The following is a 22,701-nucleotide window of genomic DNA, read 5'->3' on the forward strand; positions in this document are numbered from 1 at the left end:
TAGAATTTCGATGTATTGCAGGCACGGCCTCTGGACCATTCCACCCCGCCTCCCTAGCTTGACCAGCAAAGGAGATGCGCATGACCAATCCGATCCTGTCCGACTGGACCACCCCATTTGAAATCGCGCCATTCGCCCGGATTTCGGATGACGATTTCGCCCCTGCTTTGGAACAGGCGATGGCAGCCCATAACGCGCAGATCGACGCGATTGCAAACAACCCCGAACCGGCCAGTTTTGCCAATACAATCGAGGCACTTGAAGCGGCCGGAGAGCAGATGGACAAGGTTTTGTCTGTCTTTTTCACCGTTGCTGGGGCTGACAGCAACCCGGCGCGGGAAGAGCTGCAGCGTGCATTTTCGCCCAAACTGTCGGCGCATTTTTCAGGGATTTCTTCGAACAAAGCACTGTTTCAGCGGGTCGCGGACCTGTGGGCGCGCAAGGATCAGTTGAAGCTGACCGACGAACAAGCCCGCGTTCTGATGTTAACGCATCGTGGTTTCGTGCGTGCAGGTGCCGCATTGGATGGCGACGATGACACCCGCATGCAGGAGATCAAGTCGCGCCTTGCCTCGCTGGGGACTTCGTTCACCCAAAATCTTCTGGCGGACGAACGGGAATGGTCAATGGACTTGTCCGAAGATGATTTGGAAGGGTTGCCGGAATTCGTTGTGGATACGGCACGGGCCGCCGGGGATGAGAAGGGGGCTGATGGACCTGTCGTCACTCTATCCCGGTCGCTGATCGTTCCGTTTCTGCAATTCTCTCCCCGCCGGGATTTGCGAGCGAAAGCCTACCGCGCCTGGACAGCACGCGGGGCCAATGGCGGTGAAACGGACAACCGCGAGATTGCTGCCGAGATCCTGAGCCTACGCGAAGAGCGGGCCAAGCTTTTGGGCTATTCCAGTTTCGCGGACTACAAGTTGGAAACCGAAATGGCTCGAACGCCAGACCGTGTTAGCGATCTATTGATGCAGGTTTGGGAACCGGCAAAAAAGCGGGCGGACGCGGATGCAGAAATCCTGACCACCATGATGCAGGAGGATGGCGTGAATGGCCCGCTCGAGGCTTGGGACTGGCGCTACTACGCCGAAAAACGCCGCAAGGCCGAACATGATTTGGATGAGGCAGCGCTGAAACCTTACCTGCAGCTTGATCGCATGATCGAGGCTGCCTTTGCCTGTGCCAACAGGCTATTCGGGCTAGAGTTCACCCCGCTGGACGTGCCGCTTTATCACCCCGATTGCCGGGCTTGGGAGGTGACGCGCGACGGGCAGCATATTGCGGTTTTCATTGGCGATTACTTTGCGCGTGGGTCCAAGCGCTCGGGCGCATGGTGCAGCGCCATGCGGGGTCAGGCAAAGTTCCCCAAGGAACAGGCCCCAATCGTGATCAACGTCTGCAATTTTGCCAAAGGTGACCCCGCGCTGCTGTCGTATGACGATGCGCGCACGCTATTCCACGAGTTTGGCCATGCCTTACATCAGATGTTGTCCAACGTGACCTACGAAAGCATCTCGGGCACCAGCGTTGCACGTGATTTCGTAGAACTTCCCAGTCAGCTCTATGAACACTGGCTGGAGGTACCCGAGGTCCTGGCGGAATTTGCGACCCATGTTGAAACCGGTGAGCCGATGCCTCAAGACATGCTGGACAAGGTATTGAAGGCGGCGAATTTCGATCAAGGGTTCCAGACCGTGGAATACGTGGCCTCGGCACTGGTTGATCTCGCGTTCCATGATGGCGCAGCACCATCTGACCCGATGGCAAAACAGGCCGAGGTACTGGCCGGTATCGGAATGCCAAAAGCCATTGGTATGCGCCATGCGACACCGCATTTTGCGCATGTCTTCGCGGGCGACGGCTATAGTTCTGGCTACTACAGCTACATGTGGTCCGAGGTCATGGATGCAGACGCATTTGCTGCATTCGAAGAAGCCGGCGGAGCCTTTGATGCGGAACGGGCAAAGGCCCTAGAGGACAATATTTTATCCACAGGCGGGTCCCGCGAAGCCGAAGACCTGTATCTTGCGTTCCGCGGACGTTTGCCAGGGGTCGAAGCGCTGTTGAAAGGCCGCGGGCTAGTCGCGGCCTGACCGGATCAGTAGCCCAGATGGCGGTCAACGAGGTGCAGGAAGGGCTTTCCTTCCTCGCCTCGGATAATGTTCTCACAGATCACCTGGGCTGCGGTCGCCGGGCGGGTTTCCGAAGCGATATGCGGCGTGACAGTCACGTTGGGATGCGCCCAGTAGGGGTGCTCTGACGGCAGGGGTTCCACGCGAAACACGTCTAGCGTGGCGTGGCTAATGTGCCCCGAATTCAGCGCGGCCAGCAGTGCATCGTCGTCGATCAATGGTCCGCGCCCGGGGTTGATGATCCGCGCGCCCTTGGGCAGCAAGGCCAGAGTGTCCGCATTCAGTGCATTCACCGTCGCCGGTGTATCGGGCAACAATAGAACCACGATCTCGGCACTAGATAAAGCGGTACGCAAGCCGTCAGTGCCGTGCAGGCAGGTCACGCCGGGGATGTCCTTTGCGGTTCTGCTCCAACCCGTGACTTTGAAATTCAGCGCGGCCAGCGCCGTTGCGGCGGCTTCTCCTAATGCACCAAGGCCCAGCACACACACATCCCGCTCGCTGGCAAGCGGCGGGGCGTCAGGTGTCCAGACACCGTCCTGCACCGTGATGTAGCGGTCCATGCCCAGATGATAGCGCAGCACCTGACCGACGACCCATTCCGTCATGCCGTGCTTTAGCCCGTGGTCAACCATCCTGGCCAACGGCACGGTCAGCGTTTCGTTGCCCGCGATTTTTTCAACACCGGCCCAAAGGCTCAGAACCGCCTTCAATCGTGTGTAGGGTGAAAAATCCAGCAACCCGCTTGTTGGTGCATAAACGACGTAGTCGACCTGGTCAGGCTCAAACTCAGTTGCCAGACGGAAGTCCAGATTGGCCTGCGACAGCCCTTTTGTAAGCAGAGGTTCATACACCGGCCATTGTTCTGGGCGCGCGGAAAACAGGACGTTTACGGGCATGATGGGCCTTTCAATTCAGCGGGGGCGGTGAATATGCGCGCTTTGAACAATGCCGAAGGCAGCCATCAGAACCAGCATGGCGGACCCGCCGTAGCTGACCATCGGCAGGGGTACGCCCACAACCGGCGCAAGGCCCATGACCATGGACATATTGACCGCAAAGAACAGGAAGAAGTTGAGCGCAACGCCCAAGGTGACCAGGGATGAGAACCGGTCCTTTGTCGCCAAAGCCGTGACCATACAAAAGATAATAATCAGGGCGTAAAGGGTCAGCAAAGTGATGCCTCCGACAAACCCGAATTCCTCGGCCAGCGTGGTAAAGATGAAGTCCGTGTGCTTTTCGGGCAGGAAGTTCAGGCGCGACTGTGTCCCTTGCATGAACCCGCGCCCGTTCCAGCCGCCTGACCCCAGCGCGATTTTCGACTGGGTAATGTGATAGCCTGCACCCAGCGGATCGGTGGAGGGATCAAGGAAGGTATCTATTCGGCGGAACTGGTAATCCTTGAGCAACTGCCACTCGGTGCCCCGGCTGTTGAACACGGTGGCAATTAGGCCGACCACCGCCGCGATAACGGCGGCGAAATAAGCCCAGTGCACACCAGCCAGGAACATCAGTCCCCCGCCCGCCGCCAACAACAGGATCGAGGTGCCCAGATCGGGTTGTTTTAGGACCATAGCCGTAGGGATCAGGATCAGGATGACCGGTATAAGCACCCAGAGCGGTCGCGATGTCTTATGAGACGGCAACCAATCGTAGTAGGCAGCCAGAACCATGACCAGCGCAATCTTCATGACTTCGGAAGGCTGGAGCCTCATGAAACCAAGGTCGATCCAACGCTGCGCACCCATGCCGATGGTGCCGAAGAGTTCCACAAAAATTAGCAGAACGATCGAGCCGAGATAGGCCAAGACGGACATGTTGCGCCAGAACCAGATCGGTACCAACGCGATGATGAACATAACGGTCAATCCCAGTCCGAACCGCTCAATCTGGGGTTCGGCCCAGGGCATCCAGGACCCGCCCGCGACCGAATACAGCATCAGGAATCCGGCGCTGGCGACGCTGATCAGCAACAAAGTCAGCGGCCAGTTCATGTAGAGGAACTTGCGAAACCCCGTTGGCGTGGATTTGACGGCGTACTCAAGATAGCTCATGCGCGGTCCTTTTCATCAGGTCGCGCTTTGGGGCGGCGGTCGCCCTCAAGCCGTTTTTGTTGTTCCTTGATGCGGTCACGATCTGCAACCGGATAAGCCTCGAGCGGTGGCGTGCCGTTGTACAGAGCCTGCAGCATGATATCCCGCGCGACCGGGGCCGCTGCCTTGGATCCGCCACCGCCGTGTTCCACCACCACTGCCACGGCGTATTTCGGATTGTCGTACGGCGCATAGCTGACGAACAGCGCGTGGTCGCGCCGTTCCCACGGCAGGTCTTCGTTGCGGATTACGCCAGCCGCGCGTTCGGCCTTGGTGATGTTGCGCACCTGGCTGGTCCCTGTCTTACCGGCCATGCGGAATTCATCATTGATGATGCGGCTGCGATAGGCGGTGCCAGCCCTATCGTTTGAGACCGAGAACATCGCTTTGCGCACCTGATTCAGGTTGTACGGGTTGACGTCCAGCGGCTCACCTGCTCCTGACGGTTCCTCGACGCCATTGACGGAGCGCACCAAACGTGGCTTCACGGCCCGGCCTGTAGCGATCCTTGCCGTCATGACCGCAAGCTGCAGGGGAGAGGCCAGCATGAACCCTTGCCCGATCGAGGCATTTGCGGTGTCGCCCACCAGCCAACCTTCACCGTGGACCCGCTCTTTCCATTCCTGATTGGGGGCCAAACCGGCAGCGACAGCTGACATCGGGATGTCATGTTTTACGCCCAGCCCGAACTTACGCGCCATGTCCGAGATATTGTCGATGCCGGTGCGCACCGCCACATCGTAGTAGTAGACATCACAGCTGCGCTTAAGCGACAGATTGAGATCCACAGTCCCATGCCCGCCACGCTTCCAGCAATGGAAGCGGCGACTGCCGACCTTCAGGTGCCCGGGGCAATAGACGGTGTTGCCGGGACCAACAACTCCGGCCTCAAGCGCGGCAAGTGCGGTGATCATCTTGAAGGTTGAGCCGGGCGGATAGGTGCCCTGTACCGTCTTGTTTGCCAGCGGGCGGTAGTTATCTTCAGTCAATGCCCGGTAGTCCGCGACCGATATCCCGCGCACGAATAGGTTCGGGTCGAAACTGGGGGCAGAACTGATGGCCCGGATATCCCCGGTTTCGCAGTCGATGACGACTGCAGCCGCGCTTTCACCGGCCAGGCGCGCTTGGGCGTATTGCTGCAGGTCCGCATCAACGGACAATTGCAGATCGGCCCCTGCCTCGCCTTCTTGCCGGTCAAGCTCGCGCATGATGCGGCCTGTAGCGTTGACCTCGACACGTTTTGCGCCAGCTTTTCCGCGCAGGCTGATTTCCTGTTTGGACTCCAGACCGACCTTGCCGATCTGGAACCGGGGGATACGCAGCACCGGTTCGGGATCTTCGATCAGGCTGAGATCATAGTCACTGACCGGCCCGACGTAACCAACGACATGAGCGAAATCCTCGTAGCGGGGATACTGACGGGCCATGCCCACCTCAGGCGTAACGCCGGGCAGGGCGGGCGCATTGACAGCGACCTTGGAGATATCCTCCCACGTGACCTGATCGGCCAGTGTGACTGGCAGGAACGGGGCAGAACGGCGCATCTCGGTCTTGGCGCGATTAATCTCTTCCTGAGTCAGCGGGATAAGCTCTGAAAGTTTGGCGATGACTTTGTCGACGTCGCCCGCATCTTCGCGGACCATAACAATACGATACGACTGCGTGTTTTGTCCGATGATCTGGCCGTTGCGGTCATAGATGCGCCCGCGCGTTGGCGGGATCAGGCGAATGTTGATCCGGTTTTCTTCGGCCAGCAGACGGTACTCGTCAGCCTGATCCACTTGCATAAAGCGCATTCGCGCTGCCAGGCCGCCGATAAACGCAGTCTGCAACCCGCCCAGGATCAACGCGCGGCGCGGCAGGCGTTTATAGGCCAATCCTTGCGCTTTGGGATTGCGTTGTTTCATGCCCGGGCCCCTCTTGTGCCGGGGTCCGACACTGATACGCGCCGAACGCCGAGCACATTCTGGCTGAGAAGAACGACCAGAGGATAAACCGCAATTGTCAGAACCACTTGTATCACCACAGGACCCAACGCCGCTTGCTGTACCGATAGAATAGCAAGAATGACACGGTTCAAGATGAAAATTCCCGCGATCACCACAGCGGCCGTTGTCCATTCAGCCATAAACCCGGCGTCGCGCATTCCGGGCGCGGCCGAGCGCAGATACGACGATCCTAAAACCACAAGTGCTGCCAGCAGGCCGGGAGGTCGTTGCAGCAGCAAATCGGCCATCAGCATCACCGCAGCAACCAGAAAAATGGGAACGTATTCCGGTCGGCGAAGAACCCAGGCGAACGTTAACGCAATAAGCATGTCCGGAAACGGCCACCGGTCCGGCTTTGTATCCAGAGGCAGAAGATGCAGGAACATAATCAGTAACGCCAGAAACACGTACAAACAGCGTTTGAGCCAAAGATGCGAGGTTTGCCTATCCATCGCCGACCTCCGGTGGGGTCAGGGCAGCCTCGGGTTGCCGTGGGCCCACGATGCCGCCAGGATCCGAGATCACCGGGGCCAAGTGGAAGCGCAGAACGCGAAGGAATTCCAGTCGTTCAAAATCTGCGGAGAGGCGCACCCGCAAACGCCCGCCTGGGTCTTCAGTGATCTGCCCGATCAGCAACCCTCCGGGGAACACGCCGCCATCACCCGAGGTTACAACGCGGTCGCCGGGACGTACCAGTTCGCGGTTTTCCAGAAACTCCACCGACGGGGATTGCGTGTTGTCGCCGGTGATCAGAGCGGTTTGGCCAGACGGTTGAATTGTGGCAGGAATTGCACTGGATGCATCTGTCATCAGGATGACACGCGCGGTGTCGGGGCCAACGCCCGAGATACGCCCGACGACGCCAATCCCGTCCATGGTGGCCCAGCCGTCCCTGATCCCATCCCTTTCACCCACGTTCAGCAGGACCGACTGGCGGAAGGGCGAGCCGCTATCGGCCATGACCACCCCGGTGATATAGGTCAGGCGCGGATCAAGACGCACGTTGTTCAGGTCCAGAAGCCGGGCATTTTCCTGCTCCAGCTGCAACGCGGCCTCTTTCCAGGCGCGCATGATGCGCAATTCGCTGCGCAATTCCTGGTTCTGATCACTCAGCCGTTGGTAACTTTGGAAATCGCGCACCAGATTGACGGCGGCGGTGACAGGAACCATGGCCCATTCCATCGACGGCACAACACTGTCCACGACCTGTGCACGAAACCGTTCCACGCGCGGGCTGTCGATCCGCCAGATCAGAAAGATGCCTAGCAGACACAACACAACAATCCCCAGCAACAGGCGGCGCAAGGGGGTTGTGTATTCATCGCGCTGTGATCGGTCTTTTGCCACAGGACTCCTTCCCGTGCTGCTCGTGCCGAATTTACCCAATGTAGTAAAGGGTGCGCGCCTTAGCTTTCGTAGTCAATCGCGTGGCGCAGTTGTTTTTCGTATTCCAGCGCCTTGCCGGTGCCCAAAGCCACACAATTAAGGCTTTCGTCGGCTATCGACACGGCCAAGCCGGTCTGTTCGCGCAGGGCAAGGTCCAGATCGCCCAACAGTGCACCGCCGCCGGTCAGCATCACGCCCCGGTCCACGATATCAGCCGCCAGATCAGGCGGAGTGGTTTCCAGTGCGGTCATTACCGCCTCGCAAATCTGCTGGACGGGTTCGGACAGCGCCTCGGCCACTTGGGCCTGGCTGATTTCAATTTCCTTGGGCACACCATTCAGCAAGTCGCGTCCGCGAATGTGCATCGACTGGCCGCGGCCGTCGTCGGGCATGCGCGCAGTGCCGATGGTGGTCTTGATCCGCTCGGCCGTGGATTCACCGACAAGCAAGTTCTGCTGGCGGCGCAAGTACGAGATGATCGCCTCATCCATACGGTCACCACCGACGCGGACCGAGCGGGCATATACGATGTCACCTAACGACAGAACAGCAACCTCGGTGGTACCACCGCCGATATCGACAACCATGTTGCCGGTCGGGTCGGTGATGGGCATGCCTGCACCAATCGCGGCTGCAATAGGTTCGGCAATCAGACCGGCGCGGCGGGCGCCTGCGGACAGAACCGACTGACGGATCGCGCGTTTTTCAACAGGGGTCGCGCCATGGGGAACGCAGACGATGATCTTGGGCTTCGAGAAAGTTGAACGCTTGTGCACTTTGCGGATGAAGTGCTTGATCATTTCCTCTGCCGTATCAAAGTCGGCAATCACGCCTTCGCGCATTGGGCGGATGGCTTCGATCGATCCAGGGGTCCGGCCCAGCATCAGCTTGGCGTCTTCGCCAACAGCCAGAACCTTTTTTACGCCGTCCTTGACGTGATACGCCACCACGGAGGGTTCAGACAGGATAACACCGCGACCCTTGACGTAAACCAGCGTGTTCGCTGTACCAAGGTCGATAGCCATGTCCGCTGTGAACAGGCCGCCCAGATTGCCAAAGATCCCCATATTTTTTCCTGATCCTGTATGTCAGTTTTCTACTGCCCGCGACTCGACGGTTCCGGGACGGATGACTTATAGGGTGCCAACTCGCCCGGTAAAAGGGCTGATTCCGCGACAATCAGCACCTTTCCGCCTTAATTGCAGGGACTTTAGAAGGCATCATGCTCTCATATCAACATATTTACCACGCAGGTAACCTTGCGGACGTCCATAAGCACGCAATTTTGGCAGAAACGCTGGCCTATCTGACCCAAAAGGACAAACCGCTAAGCTACATCGAAACCCATTCGGGGCGGGGGTTGTACCAGTTGGACTCGGATCAGGCCGTTCAGACCGGTGAAGCAGCTGCGGGAATTGAACGTGCGTTGACCGAAGGCTGGTTTGACGCCGATCATCCCCTGAGCAGGGCCATCGCCGCTGTGCATGATCGGCATGGCAAAACGGCGTATCCGGGGTCGCCGCTGATCGCGGCGAATCTTTTGCGCCCGCAGGACAAGATGCACCTTGCTGAATTGCATCCGCAGGAATACCGCGCGCTGTCTGACGCCATGATCACGACCGGTGCCCGGACCTATCAGCAGGATGGCTTTGAACTGGCCCAGTCCCTGCTGCCGCCAACGCCGCGCCGTGGCGTTTTGCTGATTGATCCAAGTTATGAGGTCAAATCCGATTATGACAGGCTGCCCGGCATCATCGCTTCGCTGAATCGGAAATGGAACGTGGGTGTGATCGCGCTGTGGTATCCGATATTGGCCAATGGACGGCATCAGGCCATGCGCAACGCTTTGGCGAAACGGGATTTCCCCAAGGTTCTGCACCACGAGGTCCACTTTCCGGCTGCGCGTGAAGGGCACGGAATGGTTGGATCGGGAATGTTTGTTGTGAACGCGCCCTATGGTCTGAACGAGTGCGCCAAATCGTTGGACGGCCTGTTCGGCAAACTGCGCGGATGAGCAATCAGTGATCACATGGGGTTTTCCTAAAGTATGCCACGCAGGTGAAAAATCTGCTGTGACAGCAATGGATTTGCAGGAAAAACCGTTTTTTCAAAGCCGGGCCCTTGATTTCCGGCGGTGATCTCGTAAATAAGCTGTCATACATGACAACAAACGGGAATCGGATTGCTTCGATGGACTTCCTAAGCCGCCATATCAGTGACTTTCACCTGAGTTACTGGGAAACCTTGATCAACGACTGGTTCTTCGTCTTCGCCATGGCCTTTCTGGCCTTCGAATTGATCCGATACGCAGTCGTTAAAAAACTGAACTGGAAGATGATGGGTGACACCGTCACCAATTTCATTACGCTCGTTTTCTTCATCGGTATCAGCTTTGTTCTGTTGGCTGGTTTCTATATCGGTGCCTATGTCTGGGCTTCGCAATTTGCCGTGTTCGATATTCCGACAACATGGGCTTCGTTCATCATCGTGCTGATCCTTGCAGACCTGGCCTATTACTGGGAGCATCGGATTCTGCACCGGATCAACTTCCTCTGGGCAACGCATTCGGTTCACCATAGCTCTCCCTTCTTCAATATATCAGTGGCTTATCGCCATGGTCCGCTGGATGGCTTCTGGCCGTTGTTTTTCCACTTGCCGCTTGTGCTTTTGGGGTTCAACCCATTCATGGTGCTGGTCGCGGAACTGCTGGTGCAGCTGTATCAGACGGCCCTGCATACCGAAGTTATCAAAAAGCTGTGGCGCCCGATTGAATACATCTTCAACACGCCGTCGCATCACCGCGTTCACCATGGATCAAACCCGAAATACCTGGACAAGAACTATGCTGGGATTCTGATCATCTGGGACCGCATGTTCGGAACGTTCGAGGACGAAAAGGAAGAGGTGGTCTATGGCCTCGTCAAACCGATCGACTCGATCAATCCCTTCGTCGCCTTCCTTCACGGCTTTGCCCGCCTGTTCAAGGATGTCCGGAACATGCCGGGGTTCGGCAACAAGCTGGGTGTTTTCTTCGGACCTCCGGGCTGGCAGCCAAAGAACGGTCGCAAACAGAGTAAACCCGCTAAGTAGGGCGTAGGAGCGCAAAAGATGCCAAGCAACACACAACGCATCGTGGCGGCCATCGTTACGGCAGGTCTGTTTGTCGGAGGCGCCTGGGTCGCCTCGGGGTTCACCACAGATATTGACCAAGCAGCGGCTTCCACCACAGGGACTTCGCAAGACAAAGGTCTGACCGTCAATCTTCATGGTGCGCGCAGCACCAAGGGCAACGTGATTGTCATGGCCTTTGATCAGGCGACAGCCTTCGACAACATGGATTACACCAAAGCTGCTGGTTATCTTGAGGCACCAGCGTCCGAGGACCCGCTCCGCTTCGACTTTCACGACCTCGACAGCGGGTATTTTGCTGTTATCGCGTTTCACGACGAAAACGGGGATTATGATCTGAACTATGACGCGAACTACATACCAACCGAAGGGTATGCAGTATCGGGGCTGAACGATCTCAACGACACGCCGGTGTATGACTACTCGTTGATCGGGACAGAGAAGCCAGCAGATCTGACCTTGTTCTATTGGCCGTAAAGCGGCTGGAGATATTTGAGAAGGGGCGGTCGACAATCGACCGCCCCTTTTTTGTTCAAGTAAGATCTTTGTAGCTGATTTCCCGGGTATCTGCGCCCGGACCCGCCTTTTGACGGCGCACGATCAGGCGGTTCAGCGCGTGGATATACGCCTTGGCCGATGCCACAACCGTATCGGTGTTGGCGGATTGGCCGGTTGCGATCATGCCGTCCTCTTCCAGACGCACCGATACCGTGGCCTGCGCGTCCGTACCTTCAGTCACGGCGTGCACCTGATAAAGCTGCAGGTGCGCCGTATTCGGATGCACAACGCGAATGGCGCGGAAGGCAGCGTCGACCGGGCCGTCGCCTTGTTCGGTGGCGATGATTTCCTTGCCGCCCACTTCCATTTCGATAGTGGCTTCGGCTTTGCCGACGGTTCCGCAGGTAACCTTCATTGAAACCAGTTGCAGGTGATCGTTGCCGTCGTCATCATCCAGCGTCATCAACGCGATCAGATCGTCGTCGAACACTTCTTTCTTACGGTCGGCCAGTTCCTTGAACCGAACGAAAATGTCCTTGAGCTGGTTGTCACCAACCTCATAACCCAGCGTGTTCAGCTTATCACGCAGCGCCGCACGGCCCGAGTGCTTGCCCAGCGGCAAAGACGTGCCGGACAGACCGATGTCTTCAGGGCGCATGATCTCAAAGTTTTCGCGGTTCTTCAGCATGCCGTCCTGATGGATACCGCTTTCATGCGCGAACGCGTTCTTTCCGACGATGGCCTTGTTGAACTGCACGTTGAAGCCCGACACCGTCGCGACCCGGCGCGAGATATGCATGATCTTGGTCGTGTCGATGCCCGTATTCCAAGGCATGATGTCATTGCGGGTGCGCAGGGCCATCACCACCTCTTCCAGCGCGGTGTTACCGGCGCGTTCGCCAAGGCCGTTGATGGTACATTCAATCTGACGCGCACCACCCGCAACAGCAGCCAGCGAGTTTGCGGTCGCCAGGCCAAGGTCGTTGTGGCAGTGGGTCGCGAAGACCACTTCATCCGCGCCCGGAACCGTTTCGATCAGACGTTTGATCAGATCGGCAGACTCCATCGGTGCCGTGTAGCCGACCGTGTCTGGGATATTGATCGTCGTCGCACCGGCTTTGATCGCAATCTCGATCACGCGGCACAGATAATCCCATTCGGTCCGCGTCGCATCCATAGGCGACCACTGCACGTTTTCGCACAGATTGCGCGCATGGCTCACGGTTTCGTGGATTTTGTCGGCCATCTCGTCCTGTGTCAGGTTCGGGATGGCACGGTGCAGCGGCGAGGTGCCGATGAAGGTGTGGATGCGGCTTTTACCTGCATGTTTCACAGCTTCCCAACACCGGTCGATATCGGCGAAATTGGCGCGGGCCAGACCGCAGATGCGGCTGTTCTTTGACCGTTCGGCAATTTCGGACACGGCCTTGAAATCACCTTCGGAGGCGATGGGGAACCCGGCCTCGATGATATCGACGCCCATGTCGTCCAACAGCTCGGCAATCTCCAGCTTTTCCGAATGGGTCATGGTTGCGCCGGGGCTTTGCTCGCCGTCGCGCAGGGTTGTGTCAAAGATCAAGACACGGTCTTGGTCGGTCACATTGGTCATGGGAATCTCTTTCTTGTCTGTCCTAAAGCCTATGGCGCGCGGGCGTCCTCCTCTGAGCGGGCGCGCCGGATGGCACGCTCAGAGGCGGATTAGGATCAGTAGGCCACGCAGAGACGCACCGCGAAGGGCGGTGTCGGCAATCAGGATATCTGCGCGGTTGATCATGGGGTTGAGGTTATACATCGCGCGGCGGGAATGAAAAGAACGAATTTTCCTCCGGCATATGAAGAGATTTCTTTTTTCCCACATGTGTTGATCACGCATTGCCGACGGCTAGTTCAACCCGCATGGAAACAGCACTTATCATCGGCGCCTCGGGTGGGATCGGAGGTGCAATTGCCAACCGGCTTCGGCAACAGTCGGTCGACGTCACCACATTGTCCCGGTCACAGGACGGATTTGATTTGACCGACCCCGAGATCGTAGATCGGACGCTGGCGGGCGTTTCCGGTCCGTTCGACCTGATCCTGGTCGCGGCTGGCGCTCTTGAGGTTAATGGTGCCACCCCCGAGAAAACCATCAGACTGCTATCCGCTCCGGCGATGATGGATCAGTTCGCGCTGAATGCGGTCGGACCTGCGTTAGTTCTTGCGCATGCCGCGCGCTTGCTGCCGCGCGACCGGCGCGCCGTCTTCGCCGTGTTGTCTGCGCGAGTGGGGTCGATTGGTGACAACCGACTTGGTGGATGGATCAGTTATCGGACGTCCAAGGCGGCGCTGAACCAGATTGTCCGCACATCCGCGATCGAGCTTGCCCGGAGCCATAAACAGGCGATCTGTGTCGCCTTGCACCCCGGTACGGTCACGACAGCATTCACCCGGAAATATGTTGGGCGGCACCCTGCGGTTACGCCTGATGAGGCCGCCCGGAACCTGCTATCCGTATCAGCCGCGTTAAATGCGGCTGATACGGGTGGTTTTTTTGACTGGGCGGGAAAGCCAGTGCCCTGGTAGATTGATTACCCGTCAGAGGCGGATGTATCAGGCTCGGTTTCGGTATCCGTCGCGTCGGGCGCGCTTACGTTCTCACTGGGTAGGACGCCGTTTTCCCAAACGCCGGTTTCTTCCAGGCCGTTGGCATAACGCATCGTGCCATTGCCGTGGCGTTTGTTATCCAGAAAGGTGCCTTCGTACACGTCGCCGGTGGCATAGGTTGCCACACCCTGGCCACTGATTTTGCCTTCGGCCCAGCCGCCGGTATAGCTGAAACCGCGTGGGGTTTTTATAGTTCCCTCGCCGTGACGCTGACCGTCTTGGAAATCGCCTTCATAGGACGTTCCGTCCGGAAATGTCGCCTTGCCTTTGCCCTGACGCGCGCCATCTACCCAGTCGCCTTCGTAGCGATACCCGTTTGCGAATGTCAGAACGCCCGTGCCATGGCTCAGGCCATTCTTGAACTGTCCCTGGTAAACAACACCGTTGGGATACGTGGCCTTGCCGTTGCCCTCAAAGATGCCAGCCGTCCATTCGCCGTCATAGACGGTGCCATCCGGATAAGTCTGAACGCCTTTGCCATGCGGCAGATCTGCGCTGAAATCACCGGTATAGGTCGCGCCATCAGGATAGGTGACCTCACCCAGTCCTTCGATCTGGCCGTCCACCCATTCGCCGGTGTAATCAAACCCGTCGGTCCCAAGAAAGCGTCCTTTTCCGTGGCGGCGGTCATCGGCATATTCGCCCTCATAAGTCGCACCGTTGGCATAGGTGGCCTTGCCATTGCCCTGACGGCGGCCATCAACCAGATCGCCCTCGTAAAGGTCGCCATTGGCCTGCAACAAGCGGCCCTTGCCGGTCATGCGGTCCTGAGACCAATCACCGGTATATGTCATGCCATCCGGAACGGTCAGAGTACCCTGGCCATCGCGCAATCCGTTGTTGATTTGCCCTTCATAGACGCTGCCTTGCGTCGAGGTGATCTTGCCCTCGCCGTGCTTGACGCCATCCTTCCAGTCGCCATCGTAGACGTAACCGCTGGGGTCGGTCAGAACGCCTTTGCCGTGATAGCGGGCGTCGCTGAAGCTGCCTTCGTATCGGACGCCGTTGGTGTATATTGCAACTCCGGTTCCGTTGATCGACCCTTCGGCCCAATCCCCCTCATAGCTGCCTCCGTCGGGGTAGATGATCTTGCCCTGCCCCTCGGGTTGCCCCTTCGCGAACATCCCCTCGTAGACCGAGCCGTTGACATAGCGCGCTATGCCTTTGCCCTGAATTTCGCCTTCGACCCATTCGCCGACATATTCGAACCCGTTTGGCAGGCGGTAAGTGCCTTCGCCATGGCGCAGGCCGTTCAGGAATGTGCCCTCGTACACGCCGCCAACATCATCATCCGCAACGATGACCTGCCCGTCCTGCGCAAAGGCGGATGCGGCCAGCAAAGCCATCGCCGTGGCGGCCAAAGAAATGCGGATAGCGTTCATGGTTTTTCCTGCCTTGCCCGGTTGTCACGTTTTAAAGCAAAACTAAGATACCCGTGCGGACAGAGCAACGTGTTTTGCCGCATTTGACTTTCACTCGCGGTGCGATCTGCTAAATGGCATTAGGACTGACGAGGGCAAGAGGGCAGCATGGCCAACCGTTTCCGCATTACTCTGGCACAACTCAATCCCGTTGTTGGGGACATCCAAGGCAATTTGGACAAAGCGCTTGCGGCGTGGGAGCAGGGGCGCGAAGCTGGTGCCGACCTTGTGGCTTTCCCCGAAATGTTCATTACCGGTTACAACACCCAGGACCTGGTGATGAAGCCGGTGTTCCATCAAGCGGCCATGGCGGCGGTTCAGTCGCTGGCTGCGCAATGTGCCGATGGACCCGCCATAGCAATCGGTGGTCCGTGGACGGAAAACGGTAAACTTTTCAACGCCTACTTGATCCTCAAAGGGGGTCGCATCGGCAGCAAGGTGCTGAAACATCACCTGCCGAATGAAACCGTGTTCGACGAGGTACGCCTGTACGACGCGGGCCCGTTGGGGGGGCCGTACTCGGTTGGCAACTCGCGGATCGGTAGCCCGATTTGCGAAGACAGCTGGCACCCGGATGTTTCGGAAACACTGGAAGAGACCGGGGCCGAGTTTCTGCTGATCCCCAATGGTTCACCTTACTTCCGCAACAAATATGATGTGCGCCTGAACCATATGGTCGCCCGTGTGGTCGAGACCGGTTTACCGCTGATCTATCTGAACATGGTGGGCGGTCAGGACGATCAGGTCTTTGATGGCGCGACTTTCGGCCTGAATCCGGGCGGAGAACTGGCCTTTCGAATGCCGGTCTTCGATGAGGCCGTAACACATGTCGATTTGGAGCGCGGTGATGAAGGTTGGCGTATTGTGCCTGCTGAAGTTGTGCCGCAGCCGGATGAATGGGAGCAGGACTATCGCGCTATGGTCCAATCCCTGCGCGATTACATGGGCAAGACCGGGTTCAAAAAGGCGTTGTTGGGGCTGTCGGGTGGAGTGGACTCGGCGTTGGTCGCGGCAATTGCCGTTGACGCAATCGGTGCGGAAAACGTCCGTTGCGTGATGCTGCCGTCGGAATACACCAGCCAGGCCTCGCTGGATGACGCCGAAGCCGTCGCCAAGGCGCTGGGCGTGCATTACGACTATGTTCCGATTTCGGACAGTCGGGCGGCGGTAACAGACACTCTGGCCCCGTTGTTTGCAGGGCGCGAGGCGGATTTGACCGAGGAAAACGTCCAATCCCGCCTGCGCGGTTTGCTGCTGATGGCGATCTCAAACAAGTTTGGTGAAATGCTGCTAACCACGGGCAACAAGTCCGAGGTAGCAGTGGGTTATGCGACCATCTATGGCGACATGAATGGCGGTTATAACCCGATCAAGGATCTGTATAAAACGCGCGTGTTCGAAACATGCCGCTGGCGCAATGCCAATCACCGTGACTGGATGATGGGCCCCGAAGGTGAGGTGATCCGACCGTCGGTCATTGATAAACCCCCCAGTGCTGAGCTGCGCGAAGACCAGAAAGACAGTGACAGCCTGCCGGACTACCCGGAACTGGACGCGATCCTGGAAATCCTGGTCGACCGCGATGGCTCGATCGCTGATTGCGAAGCGGCAGGATTCGAAGCAGGTGTGGCCCGCCGCGTAGAGCATCTGATCTATATCAGCGAATACAAGCGGTTTCAGTCCGCGCCAGGTACGCGCTTGACCAAGCGAGCCTTCTGGCTGGACCGCAGATACCCGATTGTGAATCGTTGGCGTGACCGGTCTTGAGCTGAAACCACGCGTATTTTCTTAAGTCTCCGATCGTTTCCCAAAAAGGGTGCTTGAGGGCACGCTTTTATTCATTGTCCCTGTGGTGGGGACAGTGCATATCTAGATTCGGCTTAGGCCGTTTAACACGCTTGAAATCAGGACATTTTTCTGACACATTTTAGCTTAATTGCCGCCTCATGTGGGGTAGATGCGGCGCATTCTTAAGTGTCTCGATGTTTATGATCGAGGTTTGTTTGTTACGCATCGTGAATTGCGTGTCTGTGTTAACGATTTGGTGTGAAAATGCGTGAGCAATACGATAGACCACTCCACTCGCCGCTTCCTTGGCGTTCGATGGAATCTGAGGGTCATGAAATAGACGAAGATCAGGTCGATTCTGCCATTGCCGACCTCTTGGGGGCTGAGACGCCGCCAGAGCAGAAAACGGCACCAGGGCAATCAGTGGCTTTTTCGATTCTTCCTGAACTGCTTTCACAAGAAAGCATGTCCGAAGACTCTGCCGACAACGATGCTGGGCTTACAGCCACATTGCGTCAGAAATGGGCGGAACTCTGCGGCGCTGCTTGACGGCCCGAGCCCGCTGAACTGAACAGTGCCAGAGATCATTCTGGCACTATAACCACAGCTTCTGAAAATTGTGATCGGCGCGTCAGGCGACATGTTGCCTATTGTCTGATACCGCGCATTCATTGCGGTCCGAGCAATGAAGTAAGAGCGGCGGATGCCCGGTCCAAAACCAACTCCTGTAGAACCCGATCTGCATCTGCCCAAGTCTGTTGACGTTGTGGTCATAGGCGGCGGAATCATCGGCGCATCAACGGCTCTAGAGCTATCAGAGCGGGGCGCGTCGGTTTTGCTGTGCGAAAAAGGCCATATCGCGGGCGAACAAAGTTCGCGAAACTGGGGATGGGTGCGATTGGGGCTGCGAGACCCCCGGGAAATCCCGCTCATGTTAGAGGCGCAGCAGATCTGGCAGGGCCTGGATCAACGCACCGGACGCCAAACCGGTTTTACGTGTTCCGGCATCCTTTTTGGCGCATCGGGGAAACGGGATCATGCAAATCTTGGACGCTGGATGCGCCATGTTGAAGGTTTGCAAACTGGCGCTCAGATGGTTTCGGGTGCTGAACTGGATGGCTTACTGCCCGACAATCAATCGGGCCTGAAAGTTGCCCTGCACATGCCAAGGGATGGACGAGCCGAGCCGCAATGGGCCGCCCCTGCGATCGCTGAAGGCGCACGTGACAAAGGGGCGTGCCTGATGACCAACTGCGCTGTGCGCAGCGTGGATGTTGAGAACGGTCATGTCTCGGGTGTGTTTACTGAGCGTGGTCGGGTGGCCTGTGCGCGAGTGGTTCTGGCCGGGGGTGCGTGGTCGCGCCTTTTTGCGGGAAATGCGGGGATTGACCTGCCACAGCTTAAGGTTCTCAACACGGTCTTACGCACATCCCCGGTGGATGGGCCGGAAACGGCAATATGGTCAGATGACTTTGCGATGCGAAAAAGGGCCGATGGCGGCTATACAATTGCGTCCGGGCACGAGAACACCGTGGATATTGTCCCGGACAGTTTTCGGCTTGCAATGCAGTTTGTTCCGGCGTTCCGGCAGGAGTGGCGATCCCTGCGGTTCAGGCTTTCCAAGCGCTGGGCGGCAGAGGCGGGCGAGGACCGATCATGGTTGCACACCGACGTCACGCCATTCGAACATTGCCGGGTGCTAGACCCTGAGCCCTCTGCCAAGGTCCTCAGGCAGACATGGGCACGCGCGCGTAAAGGGTTCCCGGTATTGGAGCAGGCAGAGATCATTCAAAGCTGGGCAGGTTTGATCGACGTCACCCCGGACGCCATTCCGGTAATATCCTCAGTCGATACCATGCCAGGGATGTTCATCGCCACGGGGTTTTCAGGTCATGGATTTGGGATCGGCCCCGGAGCGGGGCGTTTAATGGCTGATCTGGTTTGTGAAACCACGCCATGCGTTGATCCGGCCGCCTTTCGCCTGTCCCGATTTACGGATGGTTCAAAGGTGCGGCCGGACCCGGGATACTAGGGTACTATCCCATCATCTGATAGCTGACCGGCACAAAGCGGAACCCATCGCCACGGGGTTCAACGAAGCCAGCCGCCGGAAATGGCATGTGATAGCCGATCATCGGAACTTTGTCGGCGGCCAGCATGCCCAGCACGTCGCGGCGCGACGCCGTGGCTGCGGCCTTATCCATGTCAAAGCGAACCTCCCACTCGGGGTGGGCAAAGGACCAGACGTAGTGGTTGGCCAGATCGGCCGTCAGAACCAGACGCTGCCCATTGCTTTCCAGATGATAGACCGTATGACCAGGCGTATGGCCATAAGCTGCAACAGCAGTGATGCCCGACGAGACTTCGCCGCCATTTTCAACAAAGGTCATCTTCTCGACCAATGGCGTGACCTTGGCAGCGACCAGATCCCCGACACGATTGCCTGCGTCCTGCGCCGCCCAGAAGTCATATTCCGGAGAGGATGTAACATAGCGCGCGTTCGGGAATGTCGGCGCGTCATTTGTTGTCATGCCGCCGATATGGTCGGGATGCATATGGGTGATGACGACGACATTGATTTGATCCGGGGTAACACCCGCATCAGCCAGTGCCGCTTGAATACCACCTTGGCCCAGCCCTGTGTCGAACAAGACCAACTCTGACCCGGTATTGACCAAAGTCGGGGTAAAGAAGAATTGCGCGACATCTGGTGAGATGAAATTGTCTGCTGAGACCTTTGCAAAGTCTTCATCAGATGCCCCGCCGCCAAATATCTCTTGCGCTCCGTCACGGGGCAGGCTGCCGTCCAGCAACGTCGTGACGGTGAAATCGCCCAAAGTGAACGATTTGGCGATGGTAGAATTTGCCTTGGTCTCGGCTCCGGCTGCCAGAACCGGTGCGGCGGCTGCGGCAAAAGGTAAAGCTGCCGCTGATCCCAGTGCTGCGCGGCGTGTCAATTTGATGGTCATGTTGGTTCTCCCTGTCAGAACACCAATAGGTGAATTAGATCGGCGCGAGTCTCTTGCCAGTGTATACCCTTTTCAAATGGGCTGCGTGGATGAACATTACGTGTTAATTTTTGTTTATGGCGCGATCTGGGAATAAAACTGCCCCCACAGGGCAAAGCGTCGAGGGCTTTTTGGCGGCTGTTCAACCGGCGAAGAAGGCAGATGATGCCCGGGCGTTGGATGCCCTCTTTCGGCACGCGACCGGGTTTGAACCCGTTATGTGGGGGGCGTCGATTGTGGGCTATGGTCGTTACCATTATCGCTACAAGTCCGGGCGCGAAGGAGAGTTTCTGGCAACCGGGTTTTCCCCGCGCAAAACGGCTCTGTCGATCTACATCATGCCCGGCTACGCGGATTTCGGGGATATTCTATCCAGACTGGGTAAACACAAGCTGGGCAAGTCCTGTCTCTATGTGAACAAGCTGGCGGATATTAACACGAATGTTCTGTCTGAACTGATCTGCGCCGGGCTAAAGGACTTGAATCAGCACTGGCCGGTCCAACCGACCTGAACGCCTTTGCTGGACAATCGACCAATCCTGTGACATGAGCCGCGCCAACAGGAGACACCTATGACAACCACCCGTTTTGCCCCGTCGCCCACCGGTTACATCCACGTGGGCAACCTGCGCACCGCCCTGATGAACTATCTGATCGCACGCAAGGTCGGCGGTACGTTCATCCTGCGCATCGATGACACCGATCCTGAGCGGTCGAAGGAAGAATATGTCGATGCGATCAAGCAGGATATGGAGTGGCTGGGCCTGCACTGGGACCGGGTTGAGCGTCAGTCGGATCGTCTGGACCGTTATGCCGAAGCCGCAGACAAGTTGCGCGAGATGGGCCGGTTCTATGAGGCATTCGAGACGCCCACCGAGCTGGACCTCAAGCGTAAGAAGCAACTGAACATGGGCAAGCCGCCGGTCTATGACCGCGCGGCGCTGAACCTCAGCGATGCTGAGAAAGAAGCGCTGCGGGCCGAGCGCGGCAGCGGCGTCTGGCGCTTCAAGCTGGATCACGAGCGGATCGAGTGGAATGACGGCATTCTGGGCGACATCTCGATCGATGCGGCATCGGTGTCCGATCCGGTTCTGATCCGTGGCGACGGTCAGGTTCTCTACACGATTGCGTCTGTGGTGGATGACACCGAAATGGGCGTCACCGATGTGGTGCGTGGCTCGGACCATGTGACCAACACCGCGACCCAGATTCAGATCATCGAGGCGCTAGGCGGCACCTGCCCGCGTTTTGCGCACCATTCGCTGTTGACCGGTCCGCAAGGAGAGGCCCTGTCGAAGCGACTTGGCACGCTTGCTCTGCGTGATCTGCGTGAACAGGGCGTGCAGCCGATGGCGTTGCTGAGCCTGATGGCGCGTCTGGGCTCCTCCGACCCGGTTGAGCTGCGCTCTGAAATGGCGGAATTGATTGAAGGTTTCGATGTGAACCGTTTTGGGGCCGCGTCGACCAAGTTCGATGTGCAGGACCTGTTCCCGCTGACGGCAAAGCATCTGCAGTCCCTGCCTTTGGCCGACGTGGCCGAGGCCGTGGCTGATGCTGGTGTTCCAGCCGATCTGGCCGAACCCTTCTGGGCGATGGCACGCGAGAACATCACCACTTTGGCTGATCTCAAGGGCTGGTGGGAACTGTGTCGCGATGGGGCTGAGCCGCTGATCGCGGATGAGGACCGTGAGTTTATCGCCGAGGCTATGGCGCTGCTGCCCGAAGGTTCGTTCGATGGCGAAACCTGGGGCAAATGGACCAGCACAGTAAAAGAGGCGACCGGGCGTAAGGGCAAAGGCCTGTTCATGCCATTGCGAAAAGCGCTGACCGGCATGGAGCGTGGGCCTGAGATGGCCACGCTGCTGCCGCTACTGCAGGTTATTCGCGCAAAAGCCTGAGCGTTTTGTAATAGAATGAAGAGAGGCGGGATCATTCGATCCCGCCTTTTTCTATGCGTTCTGCACAATTCGGGCTGAAAGACGGCTGAGACGGTCATCCACGAATTTTGTCTCAACCGATTTCAATTGCTGATGGCGCGGGTATCGGGGCTCGGCCCGGTCGTTCAGGATTGGTGCATCCCATCCATCTGTGGTGGCAAAGAAACGATCTGCACCCTCTTCACCAAATGCGCGCAGGTATCCCTGCACGACCACATCAATGTAACTCAGTAGCAATGGGTGGTGATTGCTTGGAGCGCTGTGCCGGTCAGGAGACACAGCGTAGACGGCAATCTCGACCTCGTGCTTTATCGGGTGCGTGACGGATTGTGTAGCGGGAATTCGGCTATAGGCCCACTCCCGTTCGTCTAGCGCGATCCAATCATTTTTCGGCACATGCGCAATCATGCCTTCGATCTCGGACGCGCGGTCTGGTACCGCAGTCAGAAAGGCGACCGGTCGCAGGTCAGTATGCCGCCAAGCGCGCCGCCAGCCTTTGAGACGGGCAGGATGCGGATCGGGAAAGTCATGAGTCGACAGATTCACAAGGCTGCCGTAGCCAAAGAAATAGGGATCTGCCATGGGCCTGCGTGTCCTTTCCTGACGATTGATGTATGTCAAACCGCTTTTATGCCGGACATGCAATAAGTCTGCATCTTGAAATTTGGGAGGTCA

General features: G+C 57.8%; 20 protein-coding genes. 10 read left to right on the top strand and 10 right to left on the bottom strand.

The window, feature by feature from the left end; all coding sequences use genetic code 11:
- Nucleotides 1-80: 80 nt before the first annotated feature.
- Nucleotides 81-2,096, top strand: a complete 2,016-nt coding sequence (locus tag AC2FGC_RS14935) for a M3 family metallopeptidase (protein ID WP_496782722.1) — start codon at nt 81-83, stop codon at nt 2,094-2,096.
- Nucleotides 2,097-2,101: 5 nt separating this feature from the next.
- Here AC2FGC_RS14935 and AC2FGC_RS14940 read toward each other — a convergent pair whose 3' ends face one another.
- The 6 genes from AC2FGC_RS14940 to AC2FGC_RS14965 are packed head-to-tail and all read right to left on the bottom strand — an operon-like array spanning nt 2,102 to nt 8,669.
- Entirely contained in the window at nt 2,102-3,034 is a 933-nt protein-coding gene (locus AC2FGC_RS14940) for a 2-hydroxyacid dehydrogenase (protein ID WP_496782724.1), read from the bottom strand.
- Between the two features lie 15 nt (nt 3,035-3,049).
- Nucleotides 3,050-4,189 (bottom strand): rod shape-determining protein RodA, encoded by a 1,140-nt coding sequence (gene rodA, locus AC2FGC_RS14945; protein ID WP_058273483.1) that lies wholly within the window; start codon nt 4,187-4,189, stop codon nt 3,050-3,052.
- Entirely contained in the window at nt 4,186-6,135 is a 1,950-nt protein-coding gene (gene mrdA / locus AC2FGC_RS14950) for a penicillin-binding protein 2 (protein WP_496725874.1), read from the bottom strand. Before mrdA ends, rodA begins: the two co-directional genes overlap by 4 nt.
- The gene (locus tag AC2FGC_RS14955) at nt 6,132-6,668 is read right to left on the bottom strand and encodes a rod shape-determining protein MreD (protein WP_496725875.1); all 537 of its coding nucleotides are present in this window, start codon (nt 6,666-6,668) and stop codon (nt 6,132-6,134) included. The genes mrdA and AC2FGC_RS14955 overlap by 4 nt, the downstream gene beginning before the upstream one ends.
- The gene (gene mreC, locus AC2FGC_RS14960) at nt 6,661-7,563 is read right to left on the bottom strand and encodes a rod shape-determining protein MreC (protein ID WP_108860807.1); all 903 of its coding nucleotides are present in this window, start codon (nt 7,561-7,563) and stop codon (nt 6,661-6,663) included. Before mreC ends, AC2FGC_RS14955 begins: the two co-directional genes overlap by 8 nt.
- A gap of 59 nt (nt 7,564-7,622) precedes the next feature.
- Nucleotides 7,623-8,669: a rod shape-determining protein gene (locus AC2FGC_RS14965; protein ID WP_039523195.1), complete on the bottom strand. Its 1,047-nt coding sequence runs from the start codon at nt 8,667-8,669 to the stop codon at nt 7,623-7,625.
- Between the two features lie 155 nt (nt 8,670-8,824).
- On the opposite strand from AC2FGC_RS14965, the gene AC2FGC_RS14970 reads away from it, so the two are divergent.
- From AC2FGC_RS14970 to AC2FGC_RS14980, 3 genes are all read left to right on the top strand, one after another.
- The gene (locus AC2FGC_RS14970; RefSeq protein WP_496782726.1) at nt 8,825-9,616 is read left to right on the top strand and encodes a 23S rRNA (adenine(2030)-N(6))-methyltransferase RlmJ; all 792 of its coding nucleotides are present in this window, start codon (nt 8,825-8,827) and stop codon (nt 9,614-9,616) included.
- A 176-nt stretch (nt 9,617-9,792) separates the two neighbouring features.
- Nucleotides 9,793-10,692 (top strand): sterol desaturase family protein, encoded by a 900-nt coding sequence (locus tag AC2FGC_RS14975; RefSeq protein WP_496725877.1) that lies wholly within the window; start codon nt 9,793-9,795, stop codon nt 10,690-10,692.
- A gap of 18 nt (nt 10,693-10,710) precedes the next feature.
- Nucleotides 10,711-11,208 carry a DUF2141 domain-containing protein gene (locus AC2FGC_RS14980; RefSeq protein ID WP_496725878.1) on the top strand — a complete coding sequence of 166 codons (498 nt, stop codon included), beginning with the start codon at nt 10,711-10,713 and terminating at the stop codon, nt 11,206-11,208.
- A gap of 55 nt (nt 11,209-11,263) precedes the next feature.
- On the opposite strand, the gene AC2FGC_RS14985 is transcribed toward AC2FGC_RS14980, so the two are convergent.
- Complete coding sequence (locus tag AC2FGC_RS14985) at nt 11,264-12,838, bottom strand: 2-isopropylmalate synthase (RefSeq protein ID WP_058273476.1); 1,575 nt, start codon at nt 12,836-12,838, stop codon at nt 11,264-11,266.
- Between the two features lie 287 nt (nt 12,839-13,125).
- Here AC2FGC_RS14985 and AC2FGC_RS14990 point away from each other — a divergent pair, with 287 nt between their 5' ends.
- Nucleotides 13,126-13,791 (top strand): SDR family NAD(P)-dependent oxidoreductase, encoded by a 666-nt coding sequence (locus AC2FGC_RS14990; RefSeq protein WP_496725879.1) that lies wholly within the window; start codon nt 13,126-13,128, stop codon nt 13,789-13,791.
- 5 nt (nt 13,792-13,796) lie between these two features.
- Here AC2FGC_RS14990 and AC2FGC_RS14995 read toward each other — a convergent pair whose 3' ends face one another.
- Nucleotides 13,797-15,254: a 2-isopropylmalate synthase gene (locus tag AC2FGC_RS14995; protein ID WP_496725880.1), complete on the bottom strand. Its 1,458-nt coding sequence runs from the start codon at nt 15,252-15,254 to the stop codon at nt 13,797-13,799.
- A 147-nt stretch (nt 15,255-15,401) separates the two neighbouring features.
- On the opposite strand from AC2FGC_RS14995, the gene AC2FGC_RS15000 reads away from it, so the two are divergent.
- From AC2FGC_RS15000 to AC2FGC_RS15010, 3 genes are all read left to right on the top strand, one after another.
- Nucleotides 15,402-17,060 (top strand): NAD+ synthase, encoded by a 1,659-nt coding sequence (locus AC2FGC_RS15000; RefSeq protein WP_496782728.1) that lies wholly within the window; start codon nt 15,402-15,404, stop codon nt 17,058-17,060.
- Between the two features lie 285 nt (nt 17,061-17,345).
- Complete coding sequence (locus tag AC2FGC_RS15005) at nt 17,346-17,630, top strand: hypothetical protein (protein WP_496725882.1); 285 nt, start codon at nt 17,346-17,348, stop codon at nt 17,628-17,630.
- Between the two features lie 154 nt (nt 17,631-17,784).
- Nucleotides 17,785-19,113 carry an NAD(P)/FAD-dependent oxidoreductase gene (locus AC2FGC_RS15010; RefSeq protein ID WP_496725883.1) on the top strand — a complete coding sequence of 443 codons (1,329 nt, stop codon included), beginning with the start codon at nt 17,785-17,787 and terminating at the stop codon, nt 19,111-19,113.
- Between the two features lie 4 nt (nt 19,114-19,117).
- Here AC2FGC_RS15010 and AC2FGC_RS15015 read toward each other — a convergent pair whose 3' ends face one another.
- Nucleotides 19,118-20,050, bottom strand: a complete 933-nt coding sequence (locus AC2FGC_RS15015; RefSeq protein WP_496782730.1) for an MBL fold metallo-hydrolase — start codon at nt 20,048-20,050, stop codon at nt 19,118-19,120.
- 116 nt (nt 20,051-20,166) lie between these two features.
- Here AC2FGC_RS15015 and AC2FGC_RS15020 point away from each other — a divergent pair, with 116 nt between their 5' ends.
- Nucleotides 20,167-20,601: a DUF1801 domain-containing protein gene (locus AC2FGC_RS15020; protein WP_496725885.1), complete on the top strand. Its 435-nt coding sequence runs from the start codon at nt 20,167-20,169 to the stop codon at nt 20,599-20,601.
- Nucleotides 20,602-20,661: 60 nt separating this feature from the next.
- Complete coding sequence (gene gltX, locus AC2FGC_RS15025) at nt 20,662-21,987, top strand: glutamate--tRNA ligase (RefSeq protein WP_496782732.1); 1,326 nt, start codon at nt 20,662-20,664, stop codon at nt 21,985-21,987.
- A gap of 51 nt (nt 21,988-22,038) precedes the next feature.
- Here the strand turns inward: gltX and AC2FGC_RS15030 are convergent, their stop codons facing one another.
- The gene (locus AC2FGC_RS15030; protein ID WP_496725887.1) at nt 22,039-22,608 is read right to left on the bottom strand and encodes a gamma-glutamylcyclotransferase family protein; all 570 of its coding nucleotides are present in this window, start codon (nt 22,606-22,608) and stop codon (nt 22,039-22,041) included.
- Nucleotides 22,609-22,701: the final 93 nt, after the last annotated feature.

It is taken from the genome of Ruegeria sp. CDSC054 (assembly GCF_059610645.1).